At 39.8% G+C, this 23,099-nt stretch carries 22 protein-coding genes; 17 read left to right on the forward strand and 5 right to left on the reverse strand.

What is annotated here, in order from left to right:
- The 3 genes from VEHSUH06_RS02980 to VEHSUH06_RS02990 all read right to left on the reverse strand — a co-directional run bounded on the left by VEHSUH06_RS02980 (position 1) and on the right by VEHSUH06_RS02990 (position 4,195).
- The gene (locus VEHSUH06_RS02980) at positions 1–1,536 is read right to left on the reverse strand and encodes a permease (protein WP_105097708.1); all 1,536 of its coding nucleotides are present in this window, start codon (positions 1,534–1,536) and stop codon (positions 1–3) included.
- Positions 1,533–2,402 carry a GTP-binding protein gene (locus VEHSUH06_RS02985; RefSeq protein WP_105097709.1) on the reverse strand — a complete coding sequence of 290 codons (870 nt, stop codon included), beginning with the start codon at positions 2,400–2,402 and terminating at the stop codon, positions 1,533–1,535. Before VEHSUH06_RS02985 ends, VEHSUH06_RS02980 begins: the two co-directional genes overlap by 4 nt.
- 344 nt (positions 2,403–2,746) lie before the next feature.
- Positions 2,747–4,195: an aminoacyl-histidine dipeptidase gene (locus VEHSUH06_RS02990; RefSeq protein ID WP_105097777.1), complete on the reverse strand. Its 1,449-nt coding sequence runs from the start codon at positions 4,193–4,195 to the stop codon at positions 2,747–2,749.
- Positions 4,196–4,510: 315 nt separating this feature from the next.
- Here VEHSUH06_RS02990 and VEHSUH06_RS02995 point away from each other — a divergent pair, with 315 nt between their 5' ends.
- The 3 genes from VEHSUH06_RS02995 to VEHSUH06_RS03005 are packed head-to-tail and all read left to right on the forward strand — an operon-like array spanning position 4,511 to position 7,754.
- The gene (locus tag VEHSUH06_RS02995) at positions 4,511–5,962 is read left to right on the forward strand and encodes a nicotinate phosphoribosyltransferase (protein WP_105097710.1); all 1,452 of its coding nucleotides are present in this window, start codon (positions 4,511–4,513) and stop codon (positions 5,960–5,962) included.
- Between the two features lie 8 nt (positions 5,963–5,970).
- Entirely contained in the window at positions 5,971–6,738 is a 768-nt protein-coding gene (gene nadE, locus VEHSUH06_RS03000) for an NAD(+) synthase (protein ID WP_105097711.1), read from the forward strand.
- Between the two features lie 38 nt (positions 6,739–6,776).
- Complete coding sequence (locus VEHSUH06_RS03005) at positions 6,777–7,754, forward strand: asparaginase (RefSeq protein ID WP_105097712.1); 978 nt, start codon at positions 6,777–6,779, stop codon at positions 7,752–7,754.
- A gap of 330 nt (positions 7,755–8,084) precedes the next feature.
- On the opposite strand, the gene VEHSUH06_RS03010 is transcribed toward VEHSUH06_RS03005, so the two are convergent.
- On the reverse strand, positions 8,085–8,861 hold the full coding sequence (locus tag VEHSUH06_RS03010; RefSeq protein ID WP_105097713.1) for an adenosylcobinamide amidohydrolase: 777 nt from the start codon (positions 8,859–8,861) through the stop codon (positions 8,085–8,087).
- A 164-nt stretch (positions 8,862–9,025) separates the two neighbouring features.
- Between VEHSUH06_RS03010 and VEHSUH06_RS03015 the strand changes: the two genes are divergently transcribed.
- The 4 genes from VEHSUH06_RS03015 to VEHSUH06_RS03030 all read left to right on the forward strand — a co-directional run bounded on the left by VEHSUH06_RS03015 (position 9,026) and on the right by VEHSUH06_RS03030 (position 12,832).
- The gene (locus tag VEHSUH06_RS03015; RefSeq protein ID WP_105097714.1) at positions 9,026–9,955 is read left to right on the forward strand and encodes a mechanosensitive ion channel family protein; all 930 of its coding nucleotides are present in this window, start codon (positions 9,026–9,028) and stop codon (positions 9,953–9,955) included.
- A 23-nt stretch (positions 9,956–9,978) separates the two neighbouring features.
- Positions 9,979–10,836, forward strand: a complete 858-nt coding sequence (locus VEHSUH06_RS03020) for a D-alanyl-D-alanine carboxypeptidase family protein (protein ID WP_105097715.1) — start codon at positions 9,979–9,981, stop codon at positions 10,834–10,836.
- A 25-nt stretch (positions 10,837–10,861) separates the two neighbouring features.
- Positions 10,862–11,452 (forward strand): 5'-deoxynucleotidase, encoded by a 591-nt coding sequence (yfbR, locus tag VEHSUH06_RS03025; RefSeq protein WP_105097716.1) that lies wholly within the window; start codon positions 10,862–10,864, stop codon positions 11,450–11,452.
- 258 nt (positions 11,453–11,710) lie between these two features.
- On the forward strand, positions 11,711–12,832 hold the full coding sequence (locus tag VEHSUH06_RS03030) for an IS256-like element ISVat2 family transposase (protein WP_105097717.1): 1,122 nt from the start codon (positions 11,711–11,713) through the stop codon (positions 12,830–12,832).
- Between the two features lie 187 nt (positions 12,833–13,019).
- Here the strand turns inward: VEHSUH06_RS03030 and VEHSUH06_RS03035 are convergent, their stop codons facing one another.
- Entirely contained in the window at positions 13,020–13,904 is an 885-nt protein-coding gene (locus VEHSUH06_RS03035) for an epoxyqueuosine reductase (protein ID WP_105097718.1), read from the reverse strand.
- A gap of 166 nt (positions 13,905–14,070) precedes the next feature.
- On the opposite strand from VEHSUH06_RS03035, the gene VEHSUH06_RS03040 reads away from it, so the two are divergent.
- The 10 genes from VEHSUH06_RS03040 to VEHSUH06_RS03085 all read left to right on the forward strand — a co-directional run bounded on the left by VEHSUH06_RS03040 (position 14,071) and on the right by VEHSUH06_RS03085 (position 22,877).
- Positions 14,071–14,853, forward strand: a complete 783-nt coding sequence (locus VEHSUH06_RS03040) for a xanthine dehydrogenase family protein subunit M (RefSeq protein WP_105097719.1) — start codon at positions 14,071–14,073, stop codon at positions 14,851–14,853.
- A complete protein-coding gene (locus VEHSUH06_RS03045; RefSeq protein ID WP_009351984.1) occupies positions 14,853–15,305 on the forward strand; it encodes a (2Fe-2S)-binding protein in 453 nt (150 codons plus the stop codon). Before VEHSUH06_RS03040 ends, VEHSUH06_RS03045 begins: the two co-directional genes overlap by 1 nt.
- 2 nt (positions 15,306–15,307) lie before the next feature.
- Positions 15,308–17,602 carry a xanthine dehydrogenase family protein molybdopterin-binding subunit gene (locus VEHSUH06_RS03050; protein ID WP_199179719.1) on the forward strand — a complete coding sequence of 765 codons (2,295 nt, stop codon included), beginning with the start codon at positions 15,308–15,310 and terminating at the stop codon, positions 17,600–17,602.
- A gap of 42 nt (positions 17,603–17,644) precedes the next feature.
- Positions 17,645–18,403 (forward strand): selenium cofactor biosynthesis protein YqeC, encoded by a 759-nt coding sequence (yqeC, locus tag VEHSUH06_RS03055; RefSeq protein WP_105097721.1) that lies wholly within the window; start codon positions 17,645–17,647, stop codon positions 18,401–18,403.
- 6 nt (positions 18,404–18,409) lie between these two features.
- Positions 18,410–19,132, forward strand: a complete 723-nt coding sequence (locus VEHSUH06_RS03060) for a nucleotidyltransferase family protein (RefSeq protein ID WP_105097722.1) — start codon at positions 18,410–18,412, stop codon at positions 19,130–19,132.
- Positions 19,129–19,941, forward strand: coding sequence for a selenium-dependent molybdenum cofactor biosynthesis protein YqeB (gene yqeB, locus VEHSUH06_RS03065; protein WP_105097723.1), 813 nt, complete (start codon positions 19,129–19,131; stop codon positions 19,939–19,941). The genes VEHSUH06_RS03060 and yqeB overlap by 4 nt, the downstream gene beginning before the upstream one ends.
- Positions 19,925–20,653 carry an XdhC family protein gene (locus VEHSUH06_RS03070; protein WP_105097724.1) on the forward strand — a complete coding sequence of 243 codons (729 nt, stop codon included), beginning with the start codon at positions 19,925–19,927 and terminating at the stop codon, positions 20,651–20,653. Before yqeB ends, VEHSUH06_RS03070 begins: the two co-directional genes overlap by 17 nt.
- The gene (locus tag VEHSUH06_RS03075; protein ID WP_009351937.1) at positions 20,643–20,957 is read left to right on the forward strand and encodes an XdhC family protein; all 315 of its coding nucleotides are present in this window, start codon (positions 20,643–20,645) and stop codon (positions 20,955–20,957) included. Before VEHSUH06_RS03070 ends, VEHSUH06_RS03075 begins: the two co-directional genes overlap by 11 nt.
- Before the next feature lie 190 nt (positions 20,958–21,147).
- On the forward strand, positions 21,148–21,960 hold the full coding sequence (cdaA, locus tag VEHSUH06_RS03080; RefSeq protein WP_009352084.1) for a diadenylate cyclase CdaA: 813 nt from the start codon (positions 21,148–21,150) through the stop codon (positions 21,958–21,960).
- Positions 21,957–22,877: a YbbR-like domain-containing protein gene (locus VEHSUH06_RS03085; protein WP_009352116.1), complete on the forward strand. Its 921-nt coding sequence runs from the start codon at positions 21,957–21,959 to the stop codon at positions 22,875–22,877. The genes cdaA and VEHSUH06_RS03085 overlap by 4 nt, the downstream gene beginning before the upstream one ends.
- Positions 22,878–23,099 lie beyond the last annotated feature (222 nt).

Genomic DNA, 23,099 nt, shown 5'->3' on the forward strand with positions numbered 1-23,099 from the left:
TTAGCTTAAAAGAAATTGATATACTAGAGCCGCTAGATAGGACATAACGGCAATGGTTATGCTTAGTCGCACAATAAATGCAGTAGGCATATATTGTTTTAATATATACACATTTTTGATGTCTAACATAGGCCCTAAAATGAGGAAGCCCATAACAGAGCTAATAGGGAATAGGGTGCTTAAGGACTTGCCGATGATAGCATCCGATGTAGAACAAATAGAGAAGAAGAAGGCTAATACTAATAAGATTGGAATGGCGGCGAAGTCTGGTAATGCAAAACCTGCCTGAAGTAGCCATGGTTTGCCATATACTTGGACTACAGATAATACGCCAGCTGCCATGGAGAAATAGAATAAGAGTTGGGAAAACTCTTTTTCCATATGGATTAATAGTCTCTTCTTATTGATATACTTAGGTTTGGCTGACTCTAAGACGATTTCTTCGTAGCTCAGGCCCTGAGGCGTTCTTGCTTTTATCATGGCTGTGGATGAAGGACAGAATCGGAAGGATAGAGCCACTAATAAAGCCACACCTAGGCCTAAAACAATACGCCACAGGGATAGCATAGGATTGTCGGGAAATGCATACCACGTAGAGAGTATGGTAACGGGATTGATGATTGGACTAGCCAGCATAAATAGAAGCGCTACCGATAAAGGGATACCTCTATCTACAAGTGCTTTAAATAGTGGGATGATGGCACAGTCACAGATGGGTAATGCAAAACCACTAATCATAGCAGCACCATAGCTTTTCCAAGAGTGATCGCCCAAGAGTTTTAATAACACTTTTTGTGGTACGAAGTAGCGAATGATCGTTGAGCCCACGGTTCCTAGTAGGAGGAACGGAATTGCTTCGATGACGAGACCCGTAATAATGGCAAAGCAGTGGTGTATGGAATAAGGAATATCGTGTCGAAAGGCAGTAACTAATAGTATATAAGTAGTAATACCGATAACTAATAGATTAGGGACAAGGCCCCATGTTGAATTTCGACATAATTGCTCTACCTTTTCAGGGCTAGGCTGTGTAACAATCTTTGCTTCGCCGTTGTAGGTGCGCAATAAAGCGTGATGTATAGGCGTTTCAGTGATAATACAGTCTGCACTATACAATTGACTTGCTACATCATTTCCTAAACCAGGTAATATGGTTGATACAAATTGATCTGTACAAATATATAATACCTTTTCTATTTGTAATAGATGGCTCAGTTTTTCACTATATAACAAGGTTTCCAATTGGTGAAAGCCGAGCATGCCGTTCCACTCAATCCAAATTTCTTTGGGGTTGACTCGCTCTATATAGTTTGCGATTTCACTAGCTATAGTGTCGTAAGAGGATGGATTCGTAGGGCTGATAGCACTCAATGTATCTGCATCGAGTTGTAATGGCTTTTTTATAAGCTCTACACTACCTTCTTCGGCACTAATAAGTGCTGTACCACCTAGTTTTTTTCGGTGTTGTACTTGTTCGTTAATGAAGGTGCTTTTACCAGAGCCAATGAAGCCTGTAACGATATAAACAGGTATCATGATTGACACACTTCGTTATGCACCATTGGTACATTAAAATCTGTGCCGATAACGACTAAGCTATAATCGGTAGACTCAGTAGATGTAAGGGAACAGTAATGTGTGCCATACTGAAGTTCGTGAGGTCCCTCTGTAGTTGGTACAATACCTTTTGCACGAAGTACTGTATCTGGCATACCTTCTAATATAGTTTTCCATTGTACGAGGCTGAGAGTGCGCAAATCTTTAAAGGTATGACTCATAAATAGATGTTCATCATGCAAGCAGTTGTCGTCGTGACAATGATAGAGTCGTTTGATGTAGTCCCGCAGGGAAAGGGTATCCCATGCTTCTTCGTGGATTGGCGTATTAGGTGCAAGGTCACGAATCATACGTTTTGTAATACTTGTTTGTTGAATATCCTCTGTATGACTCAAGAAGATCGCATCGCTATGGGTAATTTGATCTTTAAAGAAGAGCCCAAAGTTTTTGATAAACATAGGTGCCTGCATTGCATCAACGGTCGTAATTGAAGCGTGCACATAGGCGGATTTTGCAATTTCTTCATCCTTACAAGTATGGATGATTTCACTTAATTTGCTGACACCAGATGGCTCGATATAGATAACATCAATTTCGTAATTTTGGAGAATATCGAGCAATGCTTGTTGAAAATTACCTTGTAAGCTACAACAAATGCAGCCAGATGTAACTTCGCGAACGGTAGCACCTGATTTAGCGAGATTTACCGCATCGAGGCTGGTTTCGCCAAAATCATTTTCTATGATGAGAATTTTATCTGTAGATTTATGTTCTTTTAGTATATGTTGTAGGAATGTTGTTTTCCCAGATCCGAGAAATCCGGATATGATAACTATTGGAATCATATACACCTCCTGAGTAATGTAAACACAGTATACACCCATAGGATAACACAGAAAATACTCCCTGGGGTATATATAAAATTACGCATATATCAGGAATTAACTGACTTTTTTAAAATTTATGGGATATATACTTTATATGAGTATACTGGCAAGTGTAGTTGATATTCATAATTATTTGAAAGTAAAAGGTGTATGCCTTATGTAATATATATGAAAACATACTCCTATTTGGATAAATATTTATTTACATATTTTGACAAATTTATAAAAAAATCCCTCCTATAGATTATTCAGTGAGGGGAGCTCAACTGGATGCCCTATAGGAGGGATAGAGAGAGACTATATTATTGTAATTTTGCTAACAATGCTTTGAGGTATACATACACATTCTCTACAGATGGTAAGTGGACGCGTTCTGTAGGCGTATGTGGGCTTACGATTGTAGGACCAAAGCTGATCATTTGTGTATTTGGCAATATGCCTTTCAATAGACCACATTCAAGGCCAGCGTGAACAGCATTAACACTGGCTGGTGTCTCAAACATTTCGTTATGTAAGGAAATCGCTTGCTCTTCTAATTTAGAGCCTTTGTCGTATTCCCATGCAGGGTAACCGCCAGTGCGCTCTGCAGATACACCAAGAGCTTTAGCAAGAAGCATCATTTTCTTAGTCAAGAATTCAAGGCTATTGCTGTTGGAGCTGCGGATAGAAATTACTATTTCTAGTGTATGTGCATTTTCACGAACAATAGCGATATTGTTAGATGTTTCTACAAGGTTTGGAATGGATTTACTTACAGAGTGAACCCCATCTTGTGCAAGATAGATATACGTAATGAGTGCTTCTGTTGTGTCATCTGCGTATACTACTTCTGGAGTCGCTACATCTTCCACGACGAATTTGAGATCTGGGTCTGCAATTTCATATTCATGTTGGTATTGTTTTTCTTGGTATGCAAGTAATGCTTTAATGGCTGCCACATCTTCGGAGCGTACAGATAAAACAGCTACAGATTTAGATGGAATAGCATTATGCTTAACGCCACCTTCGAAAGATGCCAAGCTTACAGGATATTGTTGTTGAATATCATAGAGGACGCGAGTTAATACTTGGTTGGAGTTTGCTCGCTGCTCGTTGATTTCGATACCAGAGTGACCACCTTTAAGGCCTGTTACAGTGATGGACAAGCCCGCATCATAGCCTGGTTGGTTGTTATCGCGTAACAATGGAATGTTTACATGTACGTGGCAACCGCCAGCGCAGCTAACAGTAAAATCATGTTCAACCTCTGTATCAAGGTTGATAAGGTAATCACCAGTTACTTGACCTTCTTTAAGGGCAAAAGCACCGTCCATACCTGTTTCTTCATTAGTTGTGAACAATAATTGCATAGGGCCATGTTGTTGGCTTTCATCATCGAGGATAGCGAGCATCATAGCAGCGCCCATACCATTGTCGGCACCTAAAGTGGTGTGATCAGCACGCATCCATTCGCCTTCGATAATATTAGCAATTGGATCTTTAGAGAAGTCATGGTTAGAATCATGATCTTTTACACATACCATGTCAATATGACCTTGAATGATGATACTTGGGCGGTTTTCGTAGCCTGGGGATGCAGCCTTCTTGATAACTACATTTAAGATCTCGTCTTGATGAGCTTCAAGACCTAGGTTTTTAGCAAAGTTTACGATGTAATCGCTAATGCCTTTTTCATTGCCAGATTCGCGAGGAATTTGGCTCATTTCTTTAAAAATTTCTAATACGCGTTTTGCTTGAACGATTGTTTCCATAATGGTACCTTTCATTCTCTTGTAAATCATATATGTATTATCTAATAAAAGCCCTTATAACAAGTGCTATACAAGAAGGGCTTAAGTGAATGATTACTTCACTTAGATTACTTGTTTTAGCCTCTTATAGTAACGACTTTCACAGACATACATAGGGAATATATAAATAATTAGTGTATATATATAGTTATATCACAAGAATGATTATTAGCATAGCTAATGCAGATACTAGCTATATAGGAATTATATTGTATAATGAGGATATACGATTAACGATTTAATAAATCCATTCGATTTTAGAAGGTTGGTGAACTAATGCAACATGACAGTCGCAATATCAGTATGCTTATGGATTTTTATGAGATGACCATGGCACACGGCTACTTTACGAAACAAGAAAAAATGGATCGCGTCGCATTTGACGTTTTCTTTAGACGCAATCCAGACAAGGGTGGCTTCGCCATTTTTGGTGGTCTCGAGCAAATCGTTGAGTACATTTTGAATTTACACTTTGATGAAAGTGACATTGCTTATTTGCGCGACCAAGGCATTTTTAGCGATGAATTTTTAGCCTATTTAAAAGATTTCTCCTTCACAGGCGACGTGTACGCATTCCCTGAAGGCTCTATTATTTATCCTAATGAACCGGTTATTACTATCGTAGCACCTCTCATAGACGCACAAATCGTAGAAACTGCAGTGCTTACTATGATGAACCATCAATCCTTAATTGCTACAAAAGCTAACCGTATTGTTCGTGCTGCAGATGGGCGAGTGGTAGCCGATTTTGGGGCTCGTCGAGCTCATAATGTGGATGCTGCCGTATATGGTGCGCGCGCTGCGTATATTGGCGGTGTAGGCTCTACTGCAACGGTATTAGCGGGACAACAATTTGGTATTCCTGTGAGCGGCACTATGGCCCATAGTTGGGTTATGTATTACGGCTCTGAATACGATGCTTTCAAGGCTTATGCTGAGGTATATCCAGATAATGCTGTATTCCTTGTAGACACTTATGATGTATTAAATTCTGGTGTACCAAATGCTATTCAGGTTGCTAAAGATGTATTAGAACCTATGGGTAAACGCTTAAAAGGTATTCGCCTTGACTCTGGTGACCTTGCGTATTTGGCTAAAAAAGCACGTCGTATGCTAGATGATGCAGGATTAGAAGATTGTAAAATTATGGCTTCCAATAGCCTTGATGAATATACGATAAAATCTCTCCTCCTTCAAGGTGGGCCTATCGATATCTTTGGGGTAGGTGAAAGACTCATCACCTCTAAGAGTGATCCTGTATTTGGCGCTGTATATAAGATTGCAAGCATTGAGAAAGATGGTAAATGGGAACCTCGTATTAAGATTTCTGAGGCCGTTGAAAAAATTACAAACCCAGGTCTTAAAAAGGTGTACCGCGTATACAATGAAAAAGGGCGTGCCATTGCAGACTTAATGACTTTGTTGCGTGAGGTACCTGATACAGAGGAGCCATATCGCTATATTAACCCTGAGCAACCTTGGCGTGAATTATACTTTGAAAACTGTACTTTTAAAGAAATGAAACAGCTCATTATTAAGGATGGTAAATTGATTAAAGAGTTGCCAACCCTTGAGGAAATTCGTCAATATGTTAAAGACCAATTGGCTAATGAAATTTGGCCTGAAGAACAACGTTTTGAAAATCCTCATCGTCATTACCTTGATATGAGTCCAAGCTATTATCAATTGAAACTTGATTTATTGAACCGTATTTATCGGAAAAAATAGGAGGGTCTATGTTAGAAAATCCACAAGCTATAAAGGATGCCCTCATTCAATGGATTCGAGATTACTTTAGTCAAAATGGCCCCACTTGTAGTGCCGTTGTTGGTATCTCAGGCGGTAAGGACTCAACTATTGTAGCCGCTCTTTGCAAAGAAGCCTTAGGGGCAGATAGAGTAGTAGGTGTGCTCATGCCTAACGGTATTCAATCCGATATCGATGATGCCAAGGCTGTAGTAGAGCATTTAGGTATTCCTTATATGACGATTAATATTGGTGCTGCTTATGAAGCCTTAACGCAAGCTATTGTTCAAGGTGAAGGCTATGACGTTGTAACGGGTAGAAACGATTTGTCTCGAGATGCAGCTATTAATACGCCGCCTCGACTACGAATGGCGACACTCTATGCAGTGGGGCAAAACTTGCCGAACGGCGCTCGCGTAGCTAATACTTGTAATGGCTCGGAAGATTACGTTGGATATTCTACAAAATTTGGTGATAGTGCAGGTGATTTTAGTCCTCTTGCACAACTCGTTGTAGAAGAGGTACGTCAAATTGGTAAGCTTTTAGATATTCCTGCATATTTAGTAGATAAGGTTCCTAGCGATGGTCTTAGTGGTCAGTCTGATGAAGATAAATTAGGCTTTACTTATGCTGTATTGGACCACTATATTAGAACTGGCGAAATTGAAGATTTAGCTACGAAGGAACGTATTGATCGTTTGAACCGTATCAATAAACATAAATTAGAATTGATGCCGTCCTTTAATCCAAATATTTAACAACATTAATTGCTTTATATTTATATAGTGGAGGTAATATGGAGAAGAAAATCGCTTTGATAGGTACTGGTGGAACGATTGCAGGGCAAGGTGCTTCTGATACAGATTTGACAGGTTACACAGCAGGCGTACTTGGACTCGATGAAATCTTAGCCTCTGTACCTGGTACAGAACCATATGGCCCATATACATATATTCAGTTTAGTAATATTGAAAGCTCCGATATTACCGTAAAACACTGGTTAGACTTGTCTAAGCTAGTGCAACAATTAGTTGATCAAGATGATATTGGCGGTGTTGTTATTACTCATGGTACAGATAGTATGGAGGAAACAGCATATTTCCTTAATCTTACTGTACATACTGATAAGCCTATTGTCGTTACTGGTTCTATGAGACCAGCCGGTGCTATTAGTGCAGATGGTCCTATTAACCTATTACAAGCTATTCAAGTGGCAAGAACTCCTGAAACTGCAGGCAAAGGTGTAGTAGTCGTTTTAAATGGTTATATTGATGGCGCCCGTGATGTGTCTAAATGTAATACGACAAATGTAGCGACCTTTGATAGTCCATTAGTAGGACATCTTGGCATCGTACAAGATGGAGTAGCTCATTATTATAAAGCTTCCACTCGTTGCCATACTAAAGATTCTGAGTTCGATGTGAGGGATCTAAAAGAATTGCCACGGGTAGTGCTTTTAACTTGCTATGGTGGTATGGATGATATGGTGCCTATGAGTGTGGTAGCTACAAATCCAGATGGCTTGATCTTAACTGGTCTCGGTCATGGCACAATTCCACAAAATGTACGCCAAATTACTCAGAATACGAAGTTCCCAACTGTACGTGCCTCTCGTACGGGCAGTGGTATGGTGTCTGCGGTTCCTCAAGATACATTGGCAGGGTATCTCGTAAGTAACACTTTGAGTCCACAAAAGGCTCGTATCCTATTAATGTTAGGTCTTACAAGAACTAAAAATCTTAAAAAGTTACAACAACTCTTCTATAAATATTAATGGATTGATGAATAGACAAATGAATATCTAAAGTAGCTATTTATAGTTGAAGAAATGGTCTATCATAATATAGCCTTGATATAATTATTTAGTGAAATTGAAATAGACTCTCAAAATTTAATTTAATATTCATTTTCAACTGTTATATTATGTATAACAGTTTTATATGCAATAAACCGCACATCCCGATCGCCTAGGATGTGCGGTTTTCATTTGCGTATTATCTTTTTTCTTATAAGCAGTATATTAAATGATATATTAAGTGAGCGATGGATCCAATGATATATCGTTTCATCCAATAATATATCGTTTGTAGAGCCTGTGATATATTTATTCCGCGTCGATAGCATTTTCTAATGCTCTTTGTACGCCTACATAAACTGCTTTTGCTAAGGTATCCCCAAACAAGGAGAAGGTGCCTGCGTCGGTTAAGACGTCACCATTTGTATCGATGGTGAGAATGACCCCATCTGTAGAGGTACCAGTAGCAGTGGTGTTGCGTTCTTTTGTGAGCGCATCAGGAATATCCTCGTTCATAAATGGATAGAGTTTCACACTTTCAGCGCCCCAATCTTGGAGGGCTGCAGTTTTAGCCTCTGTAATGGTCATCATAGCTTTCACCATGGCGCTGTCAGTTAAGGCCTTATTCGTAAAGGCGAGGATGTTGATTGTGCCAGGCGTTACAAACGCTCCGTCCCGTTCTTCATAGCAATACCCTGTGCCTGCACGATGGGCTGTTTTCTCATAGCCTGCAGTAACGATAGTCTCTACGATAGTATCTTTCTCCTCGACCTTAGCATAGGCGTGGAGCGTCATTGTAGCAGATGTGAGAAGCGCTGTACTAAAATGGACTGGCGTATCGATTTGCTCGAACTCTTGTGCTAAATAGTTGGCTACCGAGCCACCTGGTAAATCTTTTTCTGTTTCAATTTGATATGTTAATTGTTGGTTGCGCACGGCGAGTGTGTGGTGATAACCACCGTTTAATTGTCCGCTAGACAAGGAGTAGTGAATATCGTCAAAGTGCACTGTAACGGAGTGTAGCTCCTTGGTTATATAACCACCGGTAGCAAGCTCTTGTGGTGCTTCGTATGGATTGTTTAACATGTAAGTCTCCCTAGATTTAGATTGTTATATATGTAATATAACGATATAATAACTTTACTATATCGTGTAAAATATATTTATTAAATTATAGCATATATGTTTATGATGACCATATTAATAGATGTGCTCAATCATTTATGTAGTTTTATTATTGGAGGGGCAATATGGGTAATATTTTTTATTCTGCATCAGAAATATTGTTTAAAGATGCTAATGTATTGATTCAATTCCGAGATTGGTTCTTTTCTCAAGCGGGCAATATATTATTAGCTCTTATTATATTTTGGGTAGGTCGTTATGCTATTAAATGGGTGAAAACCTTTGCTGTCCGTATTATGACTAAGGCCTCTTATGACTCTGCTGCGATGAGCTTTATTACGCAGATCATCAATTATGCATTGCTAGTGGGTCTAATTTTGATTTGCTTAAATCAAATTGGTGTTCCTACTACCTCCTTTGTAGCTGCCTTTGGTGCCTTTGGTTTAGGTATTGGTTTGGCCTTACAAAGCAACTTATCTAACTTGGCATCAGGCTTATTAATTCTTATATTTAAGCCTTTTAGAGCAGGTCATGTTATTCAAGTTGGAGATACTGTAGGTAGTGTTAAGTCTATTCAATTTATGTATACTATTATCACTACTAAAGATCAAAGAAATGTGTATATACCAAACTCTATCCTTACCTCCCAAGCCATAACTAATATTGCTTATACCCACGAAAGAGTTATCCCGTTCGTCTTTGATATTGGTTATAACAATAATCATCATGAAGCAATTAAAATCTTAAAAAATATTTTTGCTGCTGATAAACGTGTACTCAATCCTAAAAATATGGAAATTGGTATTTCTGAATTTGGCGATAACTCTGTACGCATTGCTGCCTATGCACGCGTTAAGTCGAAAGACTTCTTAGATGTGCAATATGGAATTATGTCTGATGTAAAAGATGCGTTCGATAAATATGGTATCGATATTCCATACCCTCAACGTGTAGTGTATATTCAAAATGTAGATAACTCTACTGGTGAAATCAAAGGGACTAAGAAAAAGGCAACAGGAACGAATCTCGCCATTGATGATAGTCAAGAAAGTTAAATGTAATGTAGAAAGTGAGATATATGATATCTTTATCAACGAATTTGTTTACGATGTGGAAGCGAATTATTTTGATGATAGCCTTTATAGGGGCTACTTTACTGGGTTCTAGTATTTCCTATGCAGCATATATTGCGCCGCCATCTACGGTCGGTGAGGCAGTAGTCCTCATTGATGCGGACACAAAGGAAATTTTATTTGCTAAAAATCCTGACAAATGGATGCACCCAGCGAGTACTACAAAAATGGTTACCTTGTTAACGGCACTAGAGCTTAAAGGTACTCAACTTGATGAATTAGCTACTATTAGTAGTTATGCAACGAGCATGGAAGAATCTAATCTAGGCGTTCGTGTAGGCGATCAAATCACATTAGAAGCTGTTATCGAAGGCATGATGGTTGCTAGCGGTAATGATGCGGCCGTTGTAGTAGCAGAAAATGTAAGTGGCTCTGTAGAAAAATTTGGCAAGGATATGACTCGTATTGCTGCTAAAGCAGGCGCAAAGAATAGTGTGTTCCTAAATCCACATGGATTAACTCAAATGGGGCACCACTCTACGGCTCGTGACTTGGCTATGATTGCTGCGTATGGTATGAAATACCAAATGTTCCGTGATAAGGTTGCTAATGATTACTATAAGGTGCCATACCAAAATCGTGCACCTGTAACAATTCGTACAACGAATCACTTCATTCGCAACAAATATCCTGGTGCCAATGGTTTGAAAACAGGCTTTACGAATGCTGCAGGGGAATGTTTAATTGCATCTGCTACGCGTAATAGTCATACTATGATTGTAGTTATGCTTAATGATGATAATCGTTGGGAAGAAGCTGTACAATTCCTTGATTACGGCTTTAAACTTCGTGGAGTTATTTAGGGGAACTATTTGTAATGGGGGATATATGAGTTCGTTTTTTGCCTTTTTAAAACGCATGCGCTTTATCAATCGATGGAGTCTTATGCGCAATACAGAAACAGAAAATATTCAAGAGCATAGCCTTGAAGTAGCTATGGTAGCTCATAACTTGGCAGCTCTGAAGAACGAATACTTCGGTGGCAATGTAGATATTAATAAAGTAGCGGTTATTGCCATGTACCATGAGGTGAGTGAAATCTTTACAGGCGATATGCCAACACCTATTAAGTACTTTGATCCCAAATTACGTGAGCTTTATGGTGAAGTTGAATCCTTGGCACAAGAAAAGATGCTCTCTACCTTGCCAGAACGATTGCAATCTATTTATAAACCTATAATCGTAGATGCTGAAGATAGTCCTGAATGGCCTATCGTAAAGGCAGCAGATACGATTTCAGCGTATATGAAGTGTGTGAACGAACTGAAGGCAGGAAACGACGAGTTTAAAGAAGCACATGACTCCATATTAGTAAAACTAAAAGCGCTCAACATGCCCGAGGTAGATATGTTCCTTGAAACCTATATGCCAGCCCTTGGTAAGAGCTTGGATGAGCTAAACTATTACGAAATCAAATAGTAATTAAAAAAGAGACGACCTTCGTCGTCTCTTTTTATTCTGTAAAAATAGCCATAACAGGGTTATAGGACAAAACGTGTTGGTTTTATAGGGGATGGAGCCAGTAAATTACTGCTTCCATCGCCATTTTAAGTTCTTTTGATAAACTTAGAGGGTGGACAAAATGTGTTGGTAAAAAGTCCCAAACCCCTTGATTTTACTGGCTTCAATAAGGTTATATCTTCTTAGAAAATCGTGTTCTAAGTGGAGGGAATAATCATGCTGGTAAGATGTATAAATTGTGGATTTTCTTGTCAAAAATATGGGAAAACTAAAGCTGGATCACAACGATGGCATTGTAAGCAGTGTAACATCACCTTTACACAAACTATTGATAATACTACTAAATGTTTTCATCGATTTCTAAATTGGTTATTTAGTAAAGAAACACAACAGGACATGCCTGGGCAGGGCCGTACATTTCGTAGACAGATAGCTGATTTCTGGCAAATATGGCCTATGCCGCCCAAAATTGAAACCTCGAGAGATGTGGTATTCGTTGATGGTATTTACTTAGCTAAAAAAGCTTGTATTTTGATCTGTTATGATGGTGAATATGTATTAGGGTGGTATTTATGTAGGTCAGAACAGTCTCGCTCATGGCAAGCTCTTATGCAGCGAATAGCGACACCCATTGTGGTCGTTTCTGATGGTGGACCTGGTCTTAGAAAAGCATTAAAAAAAGTTTGGCGTACCGCCAAGCTTCAACGTTGTATTGTTCATGCCGTATGGCAAGTGCATCGCTACACTACTAGACGACCTAAGACGTTAGCAGGCATTATGTTAAAAGATTTAGCAAGCGATTTATATAGTGTAAAAACACAGGAAGATGCACAAATATGGATTCAACGATTATTTAATTGGAGAGTGACTTTTAAAGAGTTTCTAAGTGAAATGACACGTGATAGTAATGATAATTTAAGAGCTACGCATGAACGCTTATTAAAAGCCTATAACTCTCTAGTGGTGTTAATTAATACAGAGACAATGTTTCGATATTTAGATGAAACATTGGTGTTAGATAAAGAATGTCCGAGGACTAATAACCCTATTGAAGGTGGGGTAAACGCACAACTCAGACGTTTATTGCGGTACCATCGAGGGATGTCTGTAGAAAAACGCATAAAAGCGGTCTTTTGGTGGTGTTATTTACACTCACCAAGACCGCTTCCTGCAAAAGAAATACTTAAGGTAATGCCAACTGATGCGAGTATTTCTAAAATATATAGATCTATGAATGAAAGAGCCCAACTTCAAGGCATAATTCCAACTTGGGGGGATGCCATTTCTTGGGGTGATTTGCATAACTATGACAAATTATCTTTCAATGATTGGGATTAAAGTACCAACACGTTTTGTCCTATAACCCCCATAACATCTTAATAGACGTCACAGCCATTTTACATCTCAAATAAAGTTTTAGAGATGAGCTGGACGTTCCTAGGCATCTAGCTATCTCTGTCATTATATTATAAGTTTTTGCTAAACAGATGTCAAAGACTAGAAAGGTATTATAAATTGTTATAAATTATAACAGCTTTTTAGATTCAATAATTTCTTGATTTCTTATTAGTATTTTTTTGCCACGCCATGAGAAGGCACGATGTCCGTATTTAGCTTTGAACTCTTTGTTCGTTAGTGAATCTAATTCATCTATATCAATGTACGGTTCTACTGATTGGAATTCTGGAATTGGTGTGGTAGGAATATCTTTGTTGTGCGGGCACACTTCTTGGCACACGTCACAGCCAAATACGAGGGGAGTTTTAGCTATGATATGCTCCTCCTCTGAAGTAAGTTCTCCTTTTTTCTGGGTTAAGTAACTTTTACAGGTGTCGAATTTAAACTCATCAAGACCTAAGCATTGACCTAAACAGGCAGTAATGCAGCGATTACATCCCATGCAGGATTGAGTTAGTGGAGTATTAGGTTCTAGTTCTAAGGTTGTTAAAATCGTTCCAATCACCACAAAAGAACCCCATTTAGGGCTGATGAAGCAATTATTTTTGCCGTAAAACCCGAGACCTGCTAAGTAAGCCATGTAACGATCGGCTAAAGGGGAGGTGTCACAATGAATAGAGAACTGTGCGTCTATATTCATTATTTGTAATTTTTCAATAAGCTTTTTTAAATATTCATTGATGACTAGATGGTAATCTGTGGCCCATGTATAGCGAGATAAATTGGAAGGAGATTTATGCTCTACATAGTATGGAAAAAGACAAACAATTGCACTTTTAGGTGTAAAAAGGGATGTTCCTAATAGTCTTTCCTCTACATTGGCAGCCGTAAAAGGACATGGATTACTTTCGTATAAAATGGATTTTGCATTCTCAGGTAGTGGCCAAGATGCGACACCAAACTCATAAATATTCAGTTCTTTGCAGATTTCTTGTAAATTTATATATTTCATCGTAGATTTCATAGCGAATTATTGGTACAATAAAAGTATAAGAAATGTGAGGAATTTCTATAGATTTTAATGAGTTCCTTCTAGGTTTGTAGTTCGATGATATTTGCATTTTTATGGTTATCATCTAAGTTCTGTTAGTATTAGTATACCATTGAGAGGACAGATTATGTTAGCATTTATGAAAGTATTACAACCGAAGACGGTGGAAGAGGCTTATGAATTAGCCACAAAAAACAAAACTGCTCCAATGCTAGCTGGCGGTTGCTGGTTGCGTTTAGGTCGACGCACATGGCCATCAGTGATCGATATGGCAAGCCTTGATTTGCGTTATGTTCGTGAAGAGGAGAACGAGTTTGTAATTGGCGCTATGGCGACACAAGGAGATGTGGAACGTTTTGAGCCATTACAACAATTCTGCGGTGGTGCCGTAGTTAAAGGCGTTAAGGAAATCCTTGGCGTTCAATTCCGTAATACAGCTACTATGGGCGGCTCTGTAGCTAGTAGATTCGGCTTCTCTGATATCATTCCTGCATTGTTGGCAGTACATGCAGACATCGTTACCTTTAAAGGTGGTCGCATGTCCATGCAAGACTATATGACGTATAGAGAACGTGATATTCTCATGGAAATTCGCATTCCTAAAGTAGATGTGCCTGTAGCTGTGGAAGCACTTCGCATCTCTCGCGGCGACTTCCCAGTGTTGACAGGTGCTCTTCGCCGTGATGACAAAGGCGTTGAAGTGTACATCGGTACAAGACCTGGCGTGCCTCAATTAGCAGAAAAAGCAAGTGCTTTGCTTTCAGAAAAAGGATTGTCTGCAGCAAAAGAAGCAGGTCAATTGGCATCTGAAGAATTAGTTTATCAATCTAACTCCCATGCGTCTAAAGAATACCGCATGGAAATGGTGAAAGCAATGGTTCAACGCTTAGCTAAGGAGGTGGCACAATAATGGAACTCGTACTAAATATTAATAATAAAAATGTAACAGTTAATGTGCCAACTGACGAAATGTTGTTGGATACATTGCGTAATCTTGGTTATTATAGCGTACGTTGTGGCTGTGATACAACAAACTGTGGCCTTTGTACTGTATGGGTAGACGACGAAATCGTATTATCTTGTGCATATCCTACATTCCGTGCACCAGGTCATAAAATCACTACATTAGAAGGCTTAGAAGAAGAAGCTGAATTACTAGCAGCTTGCATCGCTAGTGAAGGTGGGGACCAATGTGGTTTCTGTACAACTGGTATGATGATGAGCGCTATCAATTTGAAACGCAAAAATCCAAAGGCTAGTGATGATGAAATCCGCGAGTACCTCATTGGTAACTTGTGCCGTTGTACTGGCTATGAATCACAACTTCGAGGGGTTCGTAAATTCTTAGAAGGAGGCCTATAATAATGAAACAGCACATTGGTAAAGCTTATGACAAAGTTGACGCTAAAGGTATTTTGACGGGTAAGCCGTCCTATACAGGCGATTTTGTTCCAAAAGATGCGCTCGTTATTAAGGTTCTTCGTAGCCCTCATGCACAGGCGCGCATTAAATCTATTGATACATCTAAAGCTAAATTGATCCCCGGTGTGGAAGCGATTTTTACACATGAAGATGTGCCTAACACTCGTTTCACATTGGCTGGTCAAACATACCCAGAACCATCTGCTTATGATGCGCTTATCTTGGATCCTGTAGTTCGTTACGTTGGCGATGAAGTGGCTCTCGTAGTAGCTAAAGATGAGGCTACAGCTTTAAAGGCTATGCCGCTTATCAAGGTTGAATACGAAGTACAAAAACCTGTACTCGATATGCATACAGCTATTGACCATGAAACAGTAGTGCATCCTGAAGATGATATTCATAACAATATTCCTGTAGGTCAAGACTATAAACGTAATATTTGCGTATCCTATCACAAACGCGTAGGTGATGTTGAAGCAGAACTTGCAAAATGTGATTATGTAGTAGATGGTACTTACTTTGACCAGGCTACACGCCAAACAGCAATGGAACCATTCCAAAGCTTTGGTTATGTAGATGCATTAGGTCGTGTAGTAATTGTATCCTCTACGCAAATCGTATTCCATGTTCGCCGTCACATCGCACGTGCTCTTGGCATTCCTGCTACTAAAGTTCGCGTATTAAAACCTCGTATCGGCGGTGGCTTCGGCTCTAAACAAACGGCTTGTACAGAAATTATGACAGCCTTTGTAGCATGGACATTGAAGAAACCTTGTTACCTTTTATATGATCGCACAGAATCGCAAACTTGCTCCACTACACGTCATGCTCGTGAATGGAAAATCCGCGTAGGTGCTACAAAAGATGGAATTATCAAAGTAATTGATATGGACTCTATTACTGATGCAGGTGCTCATGCAACTCACTGCTTCACGACAACTACAGCTGGTGAGCATAAGTCCATTCCTTTATATAATAAAGCGACAGCTATCCACTACGGTACAGAAGGCGTATACATGAACCATACACCAGGCGGTGCATTCCGTGGTTATGGTGCTACAGAAGCGTTATGGCCATTAGAGTGTGCTATTAATAATTTGGCGGATAAAATGGGCGTTGACCCTGCTGAATTGCGTCAAAAGAACTTGATTGCTCAAGGTGAACAAAGCTTGGTATACGCTCCAGATGAATATCTTGACTCTGGTCTGTTCCAAGATACAATAAACCGCGTAAAAGAAATGGCTCGTTGGGATGAACGCCCTCATTCTTGGGATATCGATGAGCGCTATCGCGGCGGTCTTGGCATGGCATTAGCGTTGCAAGGTTCTGGCGTTGCTAATATTGACGTAGCATCTGTAGAAATTCGTCTTGGCGATGATGGTAACTACACATTGTACACTGGTTCTTCCGAAATGGGCATGGGCTCTAATACTGTATTGACTCAAATGGCCTGCGAAGTAATCGGTTGCCCTATGGAATATATGACTGTTGTTGAATCCGATACAGATATCGTACCATTCGACCCAGGTTCCTATGCATCTAGTACAACGTATGTAACTGGCACAGCTGCTAAGATGGCTGCTGAAGAATTGCGCACTAAAATTATCGCTAAATTCGCAGAATTCTTTGAAACTGATGTTGAAAATGTTGAATTTGATGGCGTTGTAGCCACAACAAAAGATGGTTCCAAAACTATGGATATCCATCAATTAGCTCCGAAATTATTAGTAGGTGTGAAAGCAGAACAATTATCTGGTTTCGCTACCTGGGGCAGTCATACGTCCCCACCTCCATTTATGGCATCTATTGCAGAGGTAAAAGTAGACAAACAAACTGGTAAGGTTATTCCTCTTCACTTCTATTCCTGCATCGACTGCGGTACTGTTATTAACCCTAAATTGGCTCGCGTTCAAGTTGAGGGCGGTGTAGTACAAGCAATCGGCATGGCGCTATATGAAGATGTACGCTATTCTAATAATGGTCGCTTAGAGACTAATAACCTTATGACTTATAAAATTCCAACTCGTCAAGATATCGGTGAACTACATACAGACTTCGTAGAGTCTTATGAACCAACTGGCGGTTTTGGTGCTAAATCTATTGGTGAAGTTGTTATTAACACTGGTTGTCCAGCTATCCAACATGCTATTAAAAATGCAGTTGGTGCGGATGTTCGTACATTACCTATGACACCTGAGAAGGTATTTATGGCTATGGACGAGAAATATAAAGTATAGAGAGTTTTAATTTCTTGTTACTTTCTAAGGAGGCCTGGTTCTATGACATCACAAACATCCTATTGGAATCGACTGATTCAGCCGGGAATCGTTGCCCTTGTTGGGGCAGGCGGTAAAACGACTGTGCTTTCAAAGCTAGTAGAATATGGACGGCTGAAAGGTCAGCCCATCGTAGTTACGACTACGACTCGACTCTATGAATCTCAGGTTGCTCATTATAAACCGATTTATACTCAAAATATTAATGAAGCAGATGAGTATTGTACTGATCGTGTATTACATGGTTATTGTGGTGCGTGGTTCTCTGGGATTACAGGAACAAAAGTAGACTCCTTAGATTGTGATCTTATCGATGGTTTATCCAAGTTACATCCTAACTGGCAAATTGTAGTAGAAGCAGATGGGGCAAAGGAAAAATGGCTCAAGGCGCCGAAGACGAGTGAACCTGTTATTCCAACCCTTACAAAGACTACGATTGGTCTTGTTAACCTACAAATGCTAGGGGCTCCCCTTGATGATGAGCACGTACATAATATTGAGCTCGTTCAAGATATCGTAAAGCGTGATATGGGGGCTATTGTAACACCGCGTATGTTAGCTGATCTTGTATTACACAAGCAAGTTTTATTCCAATACAGCAAAGGGAAAAAAATCCTATTCTGTACTGGTTATGAAACCGTGCAACATCGCATCATCGATGATTTTATTGATCATATTGTGGATAGCGATATTTCTGCTATTATCTTAGCTGATGGATATAAAGCAAGTTGCGAAATCCGTCGCATCATTCAATGTCGGTAGGTACTCATGACTAATGTGAAAGCAAATTGTAATACCGCTTTCAGTACAATGAGAGACCCCATAGACCGTCGTCCTTTGCATATTGGCATTGTCCTCCTCGTAGGAGGACAAGCCAAACGCATGGGATGTAATAAGCAGCTCTTGCCTTGGCATGGCAAGACTGTTCTAGATGCGGTCTGTGGGGCTCTTCAATGTGGATGGGGTGGTCCGGTAGTACCTGCGATGTCATGTAAACTACCTTTTGTGGCGGTTACTGGTGATGATCACGAAAAACTAGAACCTATTGTCACATCCTATGGTTTTGAAGCGATTCGAAATGAGCATCCTCAGCTAGGACAAGGTGTGTCCATAGCGATTGGGGTGCGCCATTTAGTAGAAACATCGCCCATACCGTTAGACGGTATTCTTTGCTCAGTAGGGGATCAACCGCTTCTGACGAATGCTGTCGTACATGAGGTCATTAGTGCATTTAGTGAAAACTTTCATTCGAAAACTATCGTTGTCCCATATTATGGGGAGAACTATCAATCGGGAAATCCCGTTCTCTTTGGTTCATATTGGTTTGATTTTTTACAACAGATCCAAGGGGATCAAGGAGGTAAGACCATCATTCGTGGTGATGGCAAGGACTATGTCTTAAAATTATGGATTCGTGATGATATTGGTGACGATATCGACACCCCTGATGATTTTGAGCGTTTAAAACATCGTGAAAGTGAGGCATTATGAAACCATTAGTGCTCATGCGTGGAGGCGGAGATATTGCTTCCGGCGCTGTATATAGATTGAAACGGGCAGGCTATCCCGTGGTTATTAGTGAAATTGCGATTCCTACTATGATTCGCCGAGAAGTATGTTACGGCAATGCCGTTCATCGTGGTGAAATGGTTTTGGAACGCTTTGTAGCCCGTCATGTTACCCTTAGTGAAGTGAAAGAAACCTTGGCACAAGGGATAATTCCCGTTGTGACTAGTTCATACGAAGAGTTATTAGATACACTGAAACCAGCTGTTGTAGTAGATGGTATTTTAAGTAAGAAGAATCTAGGTACAAAACGTGATGATGCAGAGCTTGTCATAGGTGTTGGGCCTGGGTTTACCGCAGGGGACGATGTAGATGTAGTCATCGAAACAATGCGTGGTCATTACTTAGGTCGCTGTATCTATGATGGTCCTGCTCAGCCGAATACAGGTATTCCTGGCAATGTAGGTGGCTATACTCATGAACGTGTAATACACTCATCAAAGGCTGGTCTATTTACGGCAAAGCGTCATATTGGTGATTCTGTACAAGCCAATGAGGTTATTGGTTATGTCGATGAAGAACCAGTACGGGCAAAAATTACAGGTATTCTTAGAGGCATTCTAAAGAGTGGACTCATTGTGTCGGATCATTTTAAACTGGCCGATGTTGATGCTCGTTGTGAAGAGTCTCATTGTTATAGTATTTCAGATAAATCCCTAGCTATTGGCGGCGGCGTTTTAGAGGCTGTTACTGCGTGGGATTATGAAAGGAATTTAGATGGAAACAATCTATGATGTGATGAAAGGCCGTCTACAGGTTACTGAAACTACCTTGATGGTTACTATTTTATCTGGTCCTCGTCAAGGGGATAAGACTGTTTATGCCGAAGATGGTAGCGTGCTATATGGTACCGCTATTGAAGGCTTTACAGTAGATAAAGCAAAACTTAATTCTCTATGTATGGTAGGCGAAATAGAATGTTTCGTACAACCTGTAGAAAATGATCCGTCCGTTCTCGTATTGGGTGCTGGTCATGTGAGCCGAGCGATTACAGACTTACTGTTATTTATTGGCTGTCGTGTTACTGTTGTAGATGACCGCCCAGAATATGTAGTCCCTGAATTCTTTGATGAACGTGTTACACGTAAATGTTTGCCTTTAGAAAACTTCAAGAACGATTTACCTCTTGATGAGTATAATGGTTTTATCATCGTAACGCGTGCGCATGAGTATGATAATATATGCCTTGAACAACTTCGTGGCTACTTGCCTACGTATATGGGAGTTATGGGGAGTCAAAAGCGCATTCATTACGCTTTTGAAGTGTTGCGTGAGCAAGGTTGGACTCAAGAGGAGCTTGATATGGTTTATGCTCCAATCGGGCTAGATCTTGGTGCACAAACACCGGAAGAAATTGCGTTATCTATCGTTAGTGAATATTTGGCAGTGGTACGTGGTAAACAAGGCGGCTCATTGCGGAAAGGTAGAGTGAGCCATGAATCGTGAGTTTATTGAATATCTTGAGGAGCGTAAAAACGAAACATTAGCTGTTGCTACTATTTTGTATACTCGTGGATCCACACCTCGTAAAGCAGGTACTTCTATGGTTGTATTCCCAGATGGTTCCATCTTTGGTACTATCGGTGGTGGCCGTGCAGAAAATGAAATTCGTCTAAGTGCAGTTGATTCTTTGAACAAAAAAGAAGCACACCGTCGTATCGATGTTTTACTCGATGATGATGTAGCTGTCAAAGAAGGTATGGTTTGCGGCGGTCAAATGGATGTGTGGATTGAAACACAAAACATTTAAGCGTTCAAAGGGATTGCTTTAAAATGCATATATATAAGATATCTGTTTTATAGATTAATATATATTTATATGAAAATAAACTCATGGAGTATCTGTTTCTAAATTTACAGTACTCTCAAAATGAGTTAAAATATAAGGTACAGTCATAGAATTGACTGTACCTTATTATTTTGTATAAGGAGTTATTTTTATGCATATTGACGCACTTATACATACCTTTAGGCTACTTGATATCCTTGATATTTTCGTTGTTGCTATTGGTATTTATTATTTATATAAGATGCTTAAAGATACACGAGCCGTTGCTCTTTTAAAAGGTATCGTGTTCTTAGCAATAATAAATCTGATCAGTCATCTGTTCAATCTATATGTTATTAACTGGATTTTGCAACAAAGTATGACTGTACTCCTCTTTGCGTTACCAGTCGTGTTCCAACCTGAATTGCGCCGTGCTCTTGAGCAACTCGGTCGCGGCCGTATTTTCAGCAAGGCTCAAAATGTAAACGAAGAGGAAATGGATATGGCTATCAATGAAGTGATGGCGGCGGCACGCGTTATGTCCCGCGAACATACGGGGGCACTCATCGTGTTTGAACGTGAAGTAGGTCTTAATGACTTCGTAGATACAGGTATCTTAATGGATGCTGTATTGAGCCGTGAATTAATTAAAAATATCTTCGTTCCGAGTACACCGCTTCATGATGGGGCTCTTATCATTCGCGATGGTCGCATTCGTGCAGCTGGATGTTTGTTACCGCTTACTGAAGACCGTACGTTGAGTACTGAACTAGGTACGCGTCACCGTGCAGCTATCGGTTTGTCTGAACAAACTGATGCGGTAGTTGTCGTTGTCAGTGAGGAAACAGGTACGATTTCTTATACCTATGGCGGTCATATTTATCGCCATTTACCAGAGGATCAAATTAAGGAGGCTTTACGCACCTTTATGGAACGCCCTCGTCAAACCATTACTAGTATGTGGAAGTGGAGGGCTAACAAATGATGATTCATCTGAAACGAAACTGGCCTGCTAAGCTCTTATCCTTGCTGGCGGCTATCGTCATGTGGTTCTTTATCATGCGGGATCAAAATCCTGTGATGGAGGTAACCTATACTGTGCCTGTACAGGTTCAAAACCTCAATTCTGGCTATATCGTAGAGGATGCACCAGATACAGTACGTGTTGTATTGACTGGCCCTCGTGATACGATTATTTCCATGAAGTCAGATAATCTTCGAGCTTATATTGATGCGTCTGGTGTAAAACCAGGTCAAAATAATGTGACTATTGGATTTACGCCTCCTGCAGGTATGAATCTTGTGGAAGTAAAACCAGACAATATCACTATTAATGTTGACGAGTATGCTGAAAGAAAGGTTCCTGTTGAAATTGTTCCAATCGGTAAATTCTCTGATGACATTGCTTTGAAATCAGTAACGATTGTGCCGAAAGAGGTAACTGTTTCTGGGCGCAAGCAACAAGTTAATACAGTGAGCAAGGTTGTTATGAAGGTTAATGTTGCCGGACAAACTAAGAACTTCAGTGCTGTAAGTACTTTAGAGGCTTGGGATATAGCTGGCAATGTATTGGATGTACATATCAATCCAAATCAAGGTCAAGTACAATATGAACTTAACTTATTGCGTAAGAATAAAGCCGTTCCTATTACTGTGCCGACTGTTGGTACTGTGCCAGAGGGCTACGAAGTTAAAGCTATATCTGCTACACCTACGCAGTTAACGGTTACAGGCCGTGAAGAACTGATTGATACAATTACTGATATTCAAACGGAACCGGTTGATATATCTGGTGCTACAGAAACCATTCAAGGTACCTATAACTTAGTCTTACCGAGTGGCATCAATAGTAATACATCAACTGTGCGAGTAAAAGTAGAAATCCAAAAGAAAGCTACTTAATGTGAGATTCAAAAGAATGCTACTTAATGTACAGCTGAATGTAGTACAGGTAGAGCTTTCACAATCATTACAATTAGATGCTAAAGGTCCTAATGGAGTATTGTTTACATACTCCGTTAGGACCTTTTTTATTAATCCTATATTAGCTTTTATAGTAGTGTTGTATAATAAAAGTGTATGACCATTTTCTTGTAGGTCAGTTGTTAGAAATTTAGGTCAAAT

The organism is Veillonella sp. S13053-19 (assembly GCF_002959835.1).
In the GTDB taxonomy this organism is placed as follows: domain Bacteria; phylum Bacillota; class Negativicutes; order Veillonellales; family Veillonellaceae; genus Veillonella; species Veillonella rogosae.

What these genes read in the sequence shown, in the direction of transcription:
- VEHSUH06_RS02980 (WP_105097708.1), bottom strand. Translation starts at nt 1,536, where the DNA reads ATGATACCTGTTTATATCGTTACAGGCTTCATTGGCTCTGGTAAAAGC.
- VEHSUH06_RS02985 (WP_105097709.1), bottom strand. Translation starts at nt 2,402, where the DNA reads ATGATTCCAATAGTTATCATATCCGGATTTCTCGGATCTGGGAAAACA.
- VEHSUH06_RS02990 (WP_105097777.1), bottom strand. Translation starts at nt 4,195, where the DNA reads ATGGAAACAATCGTTCAAGCAAAACGCGTATTAGAAATTTTTAAAGAA.
- VEHSUH06_RS02995 (WP_105097710.1), top strand. Translation starts at nt 4,511, where the DNA reads ATGCAACATGACAGTCGCAATATCAGTATGCTTATGGATTTTTATGAG.
- nadE (WP_105097711.1), top strand. Translation starts at nt 5,971, where the DNA reads ATGTTAGAAAATCCACAAGCTATAAAGGATGCCCTCATTCAATGGATT.
- VEHSUH06_RS03005 (WP_105097712.1), top strand. Translation starts at nt 6,777, where the DNA reads ATGGAGAAGAAAATCGCTTTGATAGGTACTGGTGGAACGATTGCAGGG.
- VEHSUH06_RS03010 (WP_105097713.1), bottom strand. Translation starts at nt 8,861, where the DNA reads ATGTTAAACAATCCATACGAAGCACCACAAGAGCTTGCTACCGGTGGT.
- VEHSUH06_RS03015 (WP_105097714.1), top strand. Translation starts at nt 9,026, where the DNA reads ATGGGTAATATTTTTTATTCTGCATCAGAAATATTGTTTAAAGATGCT.
- VEHSUH06_RS03020 (WP_105097715.1), top strand. Translation starts at nt 9,979, where the DNA reads ATGATATCTTTATCAACGAATTTGTTTACGATGTGGAAGCGAATTATT.
- yfbR (WP_105097716.1), top strand. Translation starts at nt 10,862, where the DNA reads ATGAGTTCGTTTTTTGCCTTTTTAAAACGCATGCGCTTTATCAATCGA.
- VEHSUH06_RS03030 (WP_105097717.1), top strand. Translation starts at nt 11,711, where the DNA reads ATGCTGGTAAGATGTATAAATTGTGGATTTTCTTGTCAAAAATATGGG.
- VEHSUH06_RS03035 (WP_105097718.1), bottom strand. Translation starts at nt 13,904, where the DNA reads ATGAAATATATAAATTTACAAGAAATCTGCAAAGAACTGAATATTTAT.
- VEHSUH06_RS03040 (WP_105097719.1), top strand. Translation starts at nt 14,071, where the DNA reads ATGTTAGCATTTATGAAAGTATTACAACCGAAGACGGTGGAAGAGGCT.
- VEHSUH06_RS03045 (WP_009351984.1), top strand. Translation starts at nt 14,853, where the DNA reads ATGGAACTCGTACTAAATATTAATAATAAAAATGTAACAGTTAATGTG.
- VEHSUH06_RS03050 (WP_199179719.1), top strand. Translation starts at nt 15,308, where the DNA reads ATGAAACAGCACATTGGTAAAGCTTATGACAAAGTTGACGCTAAAGGT.
- yqeC (WP_105097721.1), top strand. Translation starts at nt 17,645, where the DNA reads ATGACATCACAAACATCCTATTGGAATCGACTGATTCAGCCGGGAATC.
- VEHSUH06_RS03060 (WP_105097722.1), top strand. Translation starts at nt 18,410, where the DNA reads ATGACTAATGTGAAAGCAAATTGTAATACCGCTTTCAGTACAATGAGA.
- yqeB (WP_105097723.1), top strand. Translation starts at nt 19,129, where the DNA reads ATGAAACCATTAGTGCTCATGCGTGGAGGCGGAGATATTGCTTCCGGC.
- VEHSUH06_RS03070 (WP_105097724.1), top strand. Translation starts at nt 19,925, where the DNA reads ATGGAAACAATCTATGATGTGATGAAAGGCCGTCTACAGGTTACTGAA.
- VEHSUH06_RS03075 (WP_009351937.1), top strand. Translation starts at nt 20,643, where the DNA reads ATGAATCGTGAGTTTATTGAATATCTTGAGGAGCGTAAAAACGAAACA.
- cdaA (WP_009352084.1), top strand. Translation starts at nt 21,148, where the DNA reads ATGCATATTGACGCACTTATACATACCTTTAGGCTACTTGATATCCTT.
- VEHSUH06_RS03085 (WP_009352116.1), top strand. Translation starts at nt 21,957, where the DNA reads ATGATGATTCATCTGAAACGAAACTGGCCTGCTAAGCTCTTATCCTTG.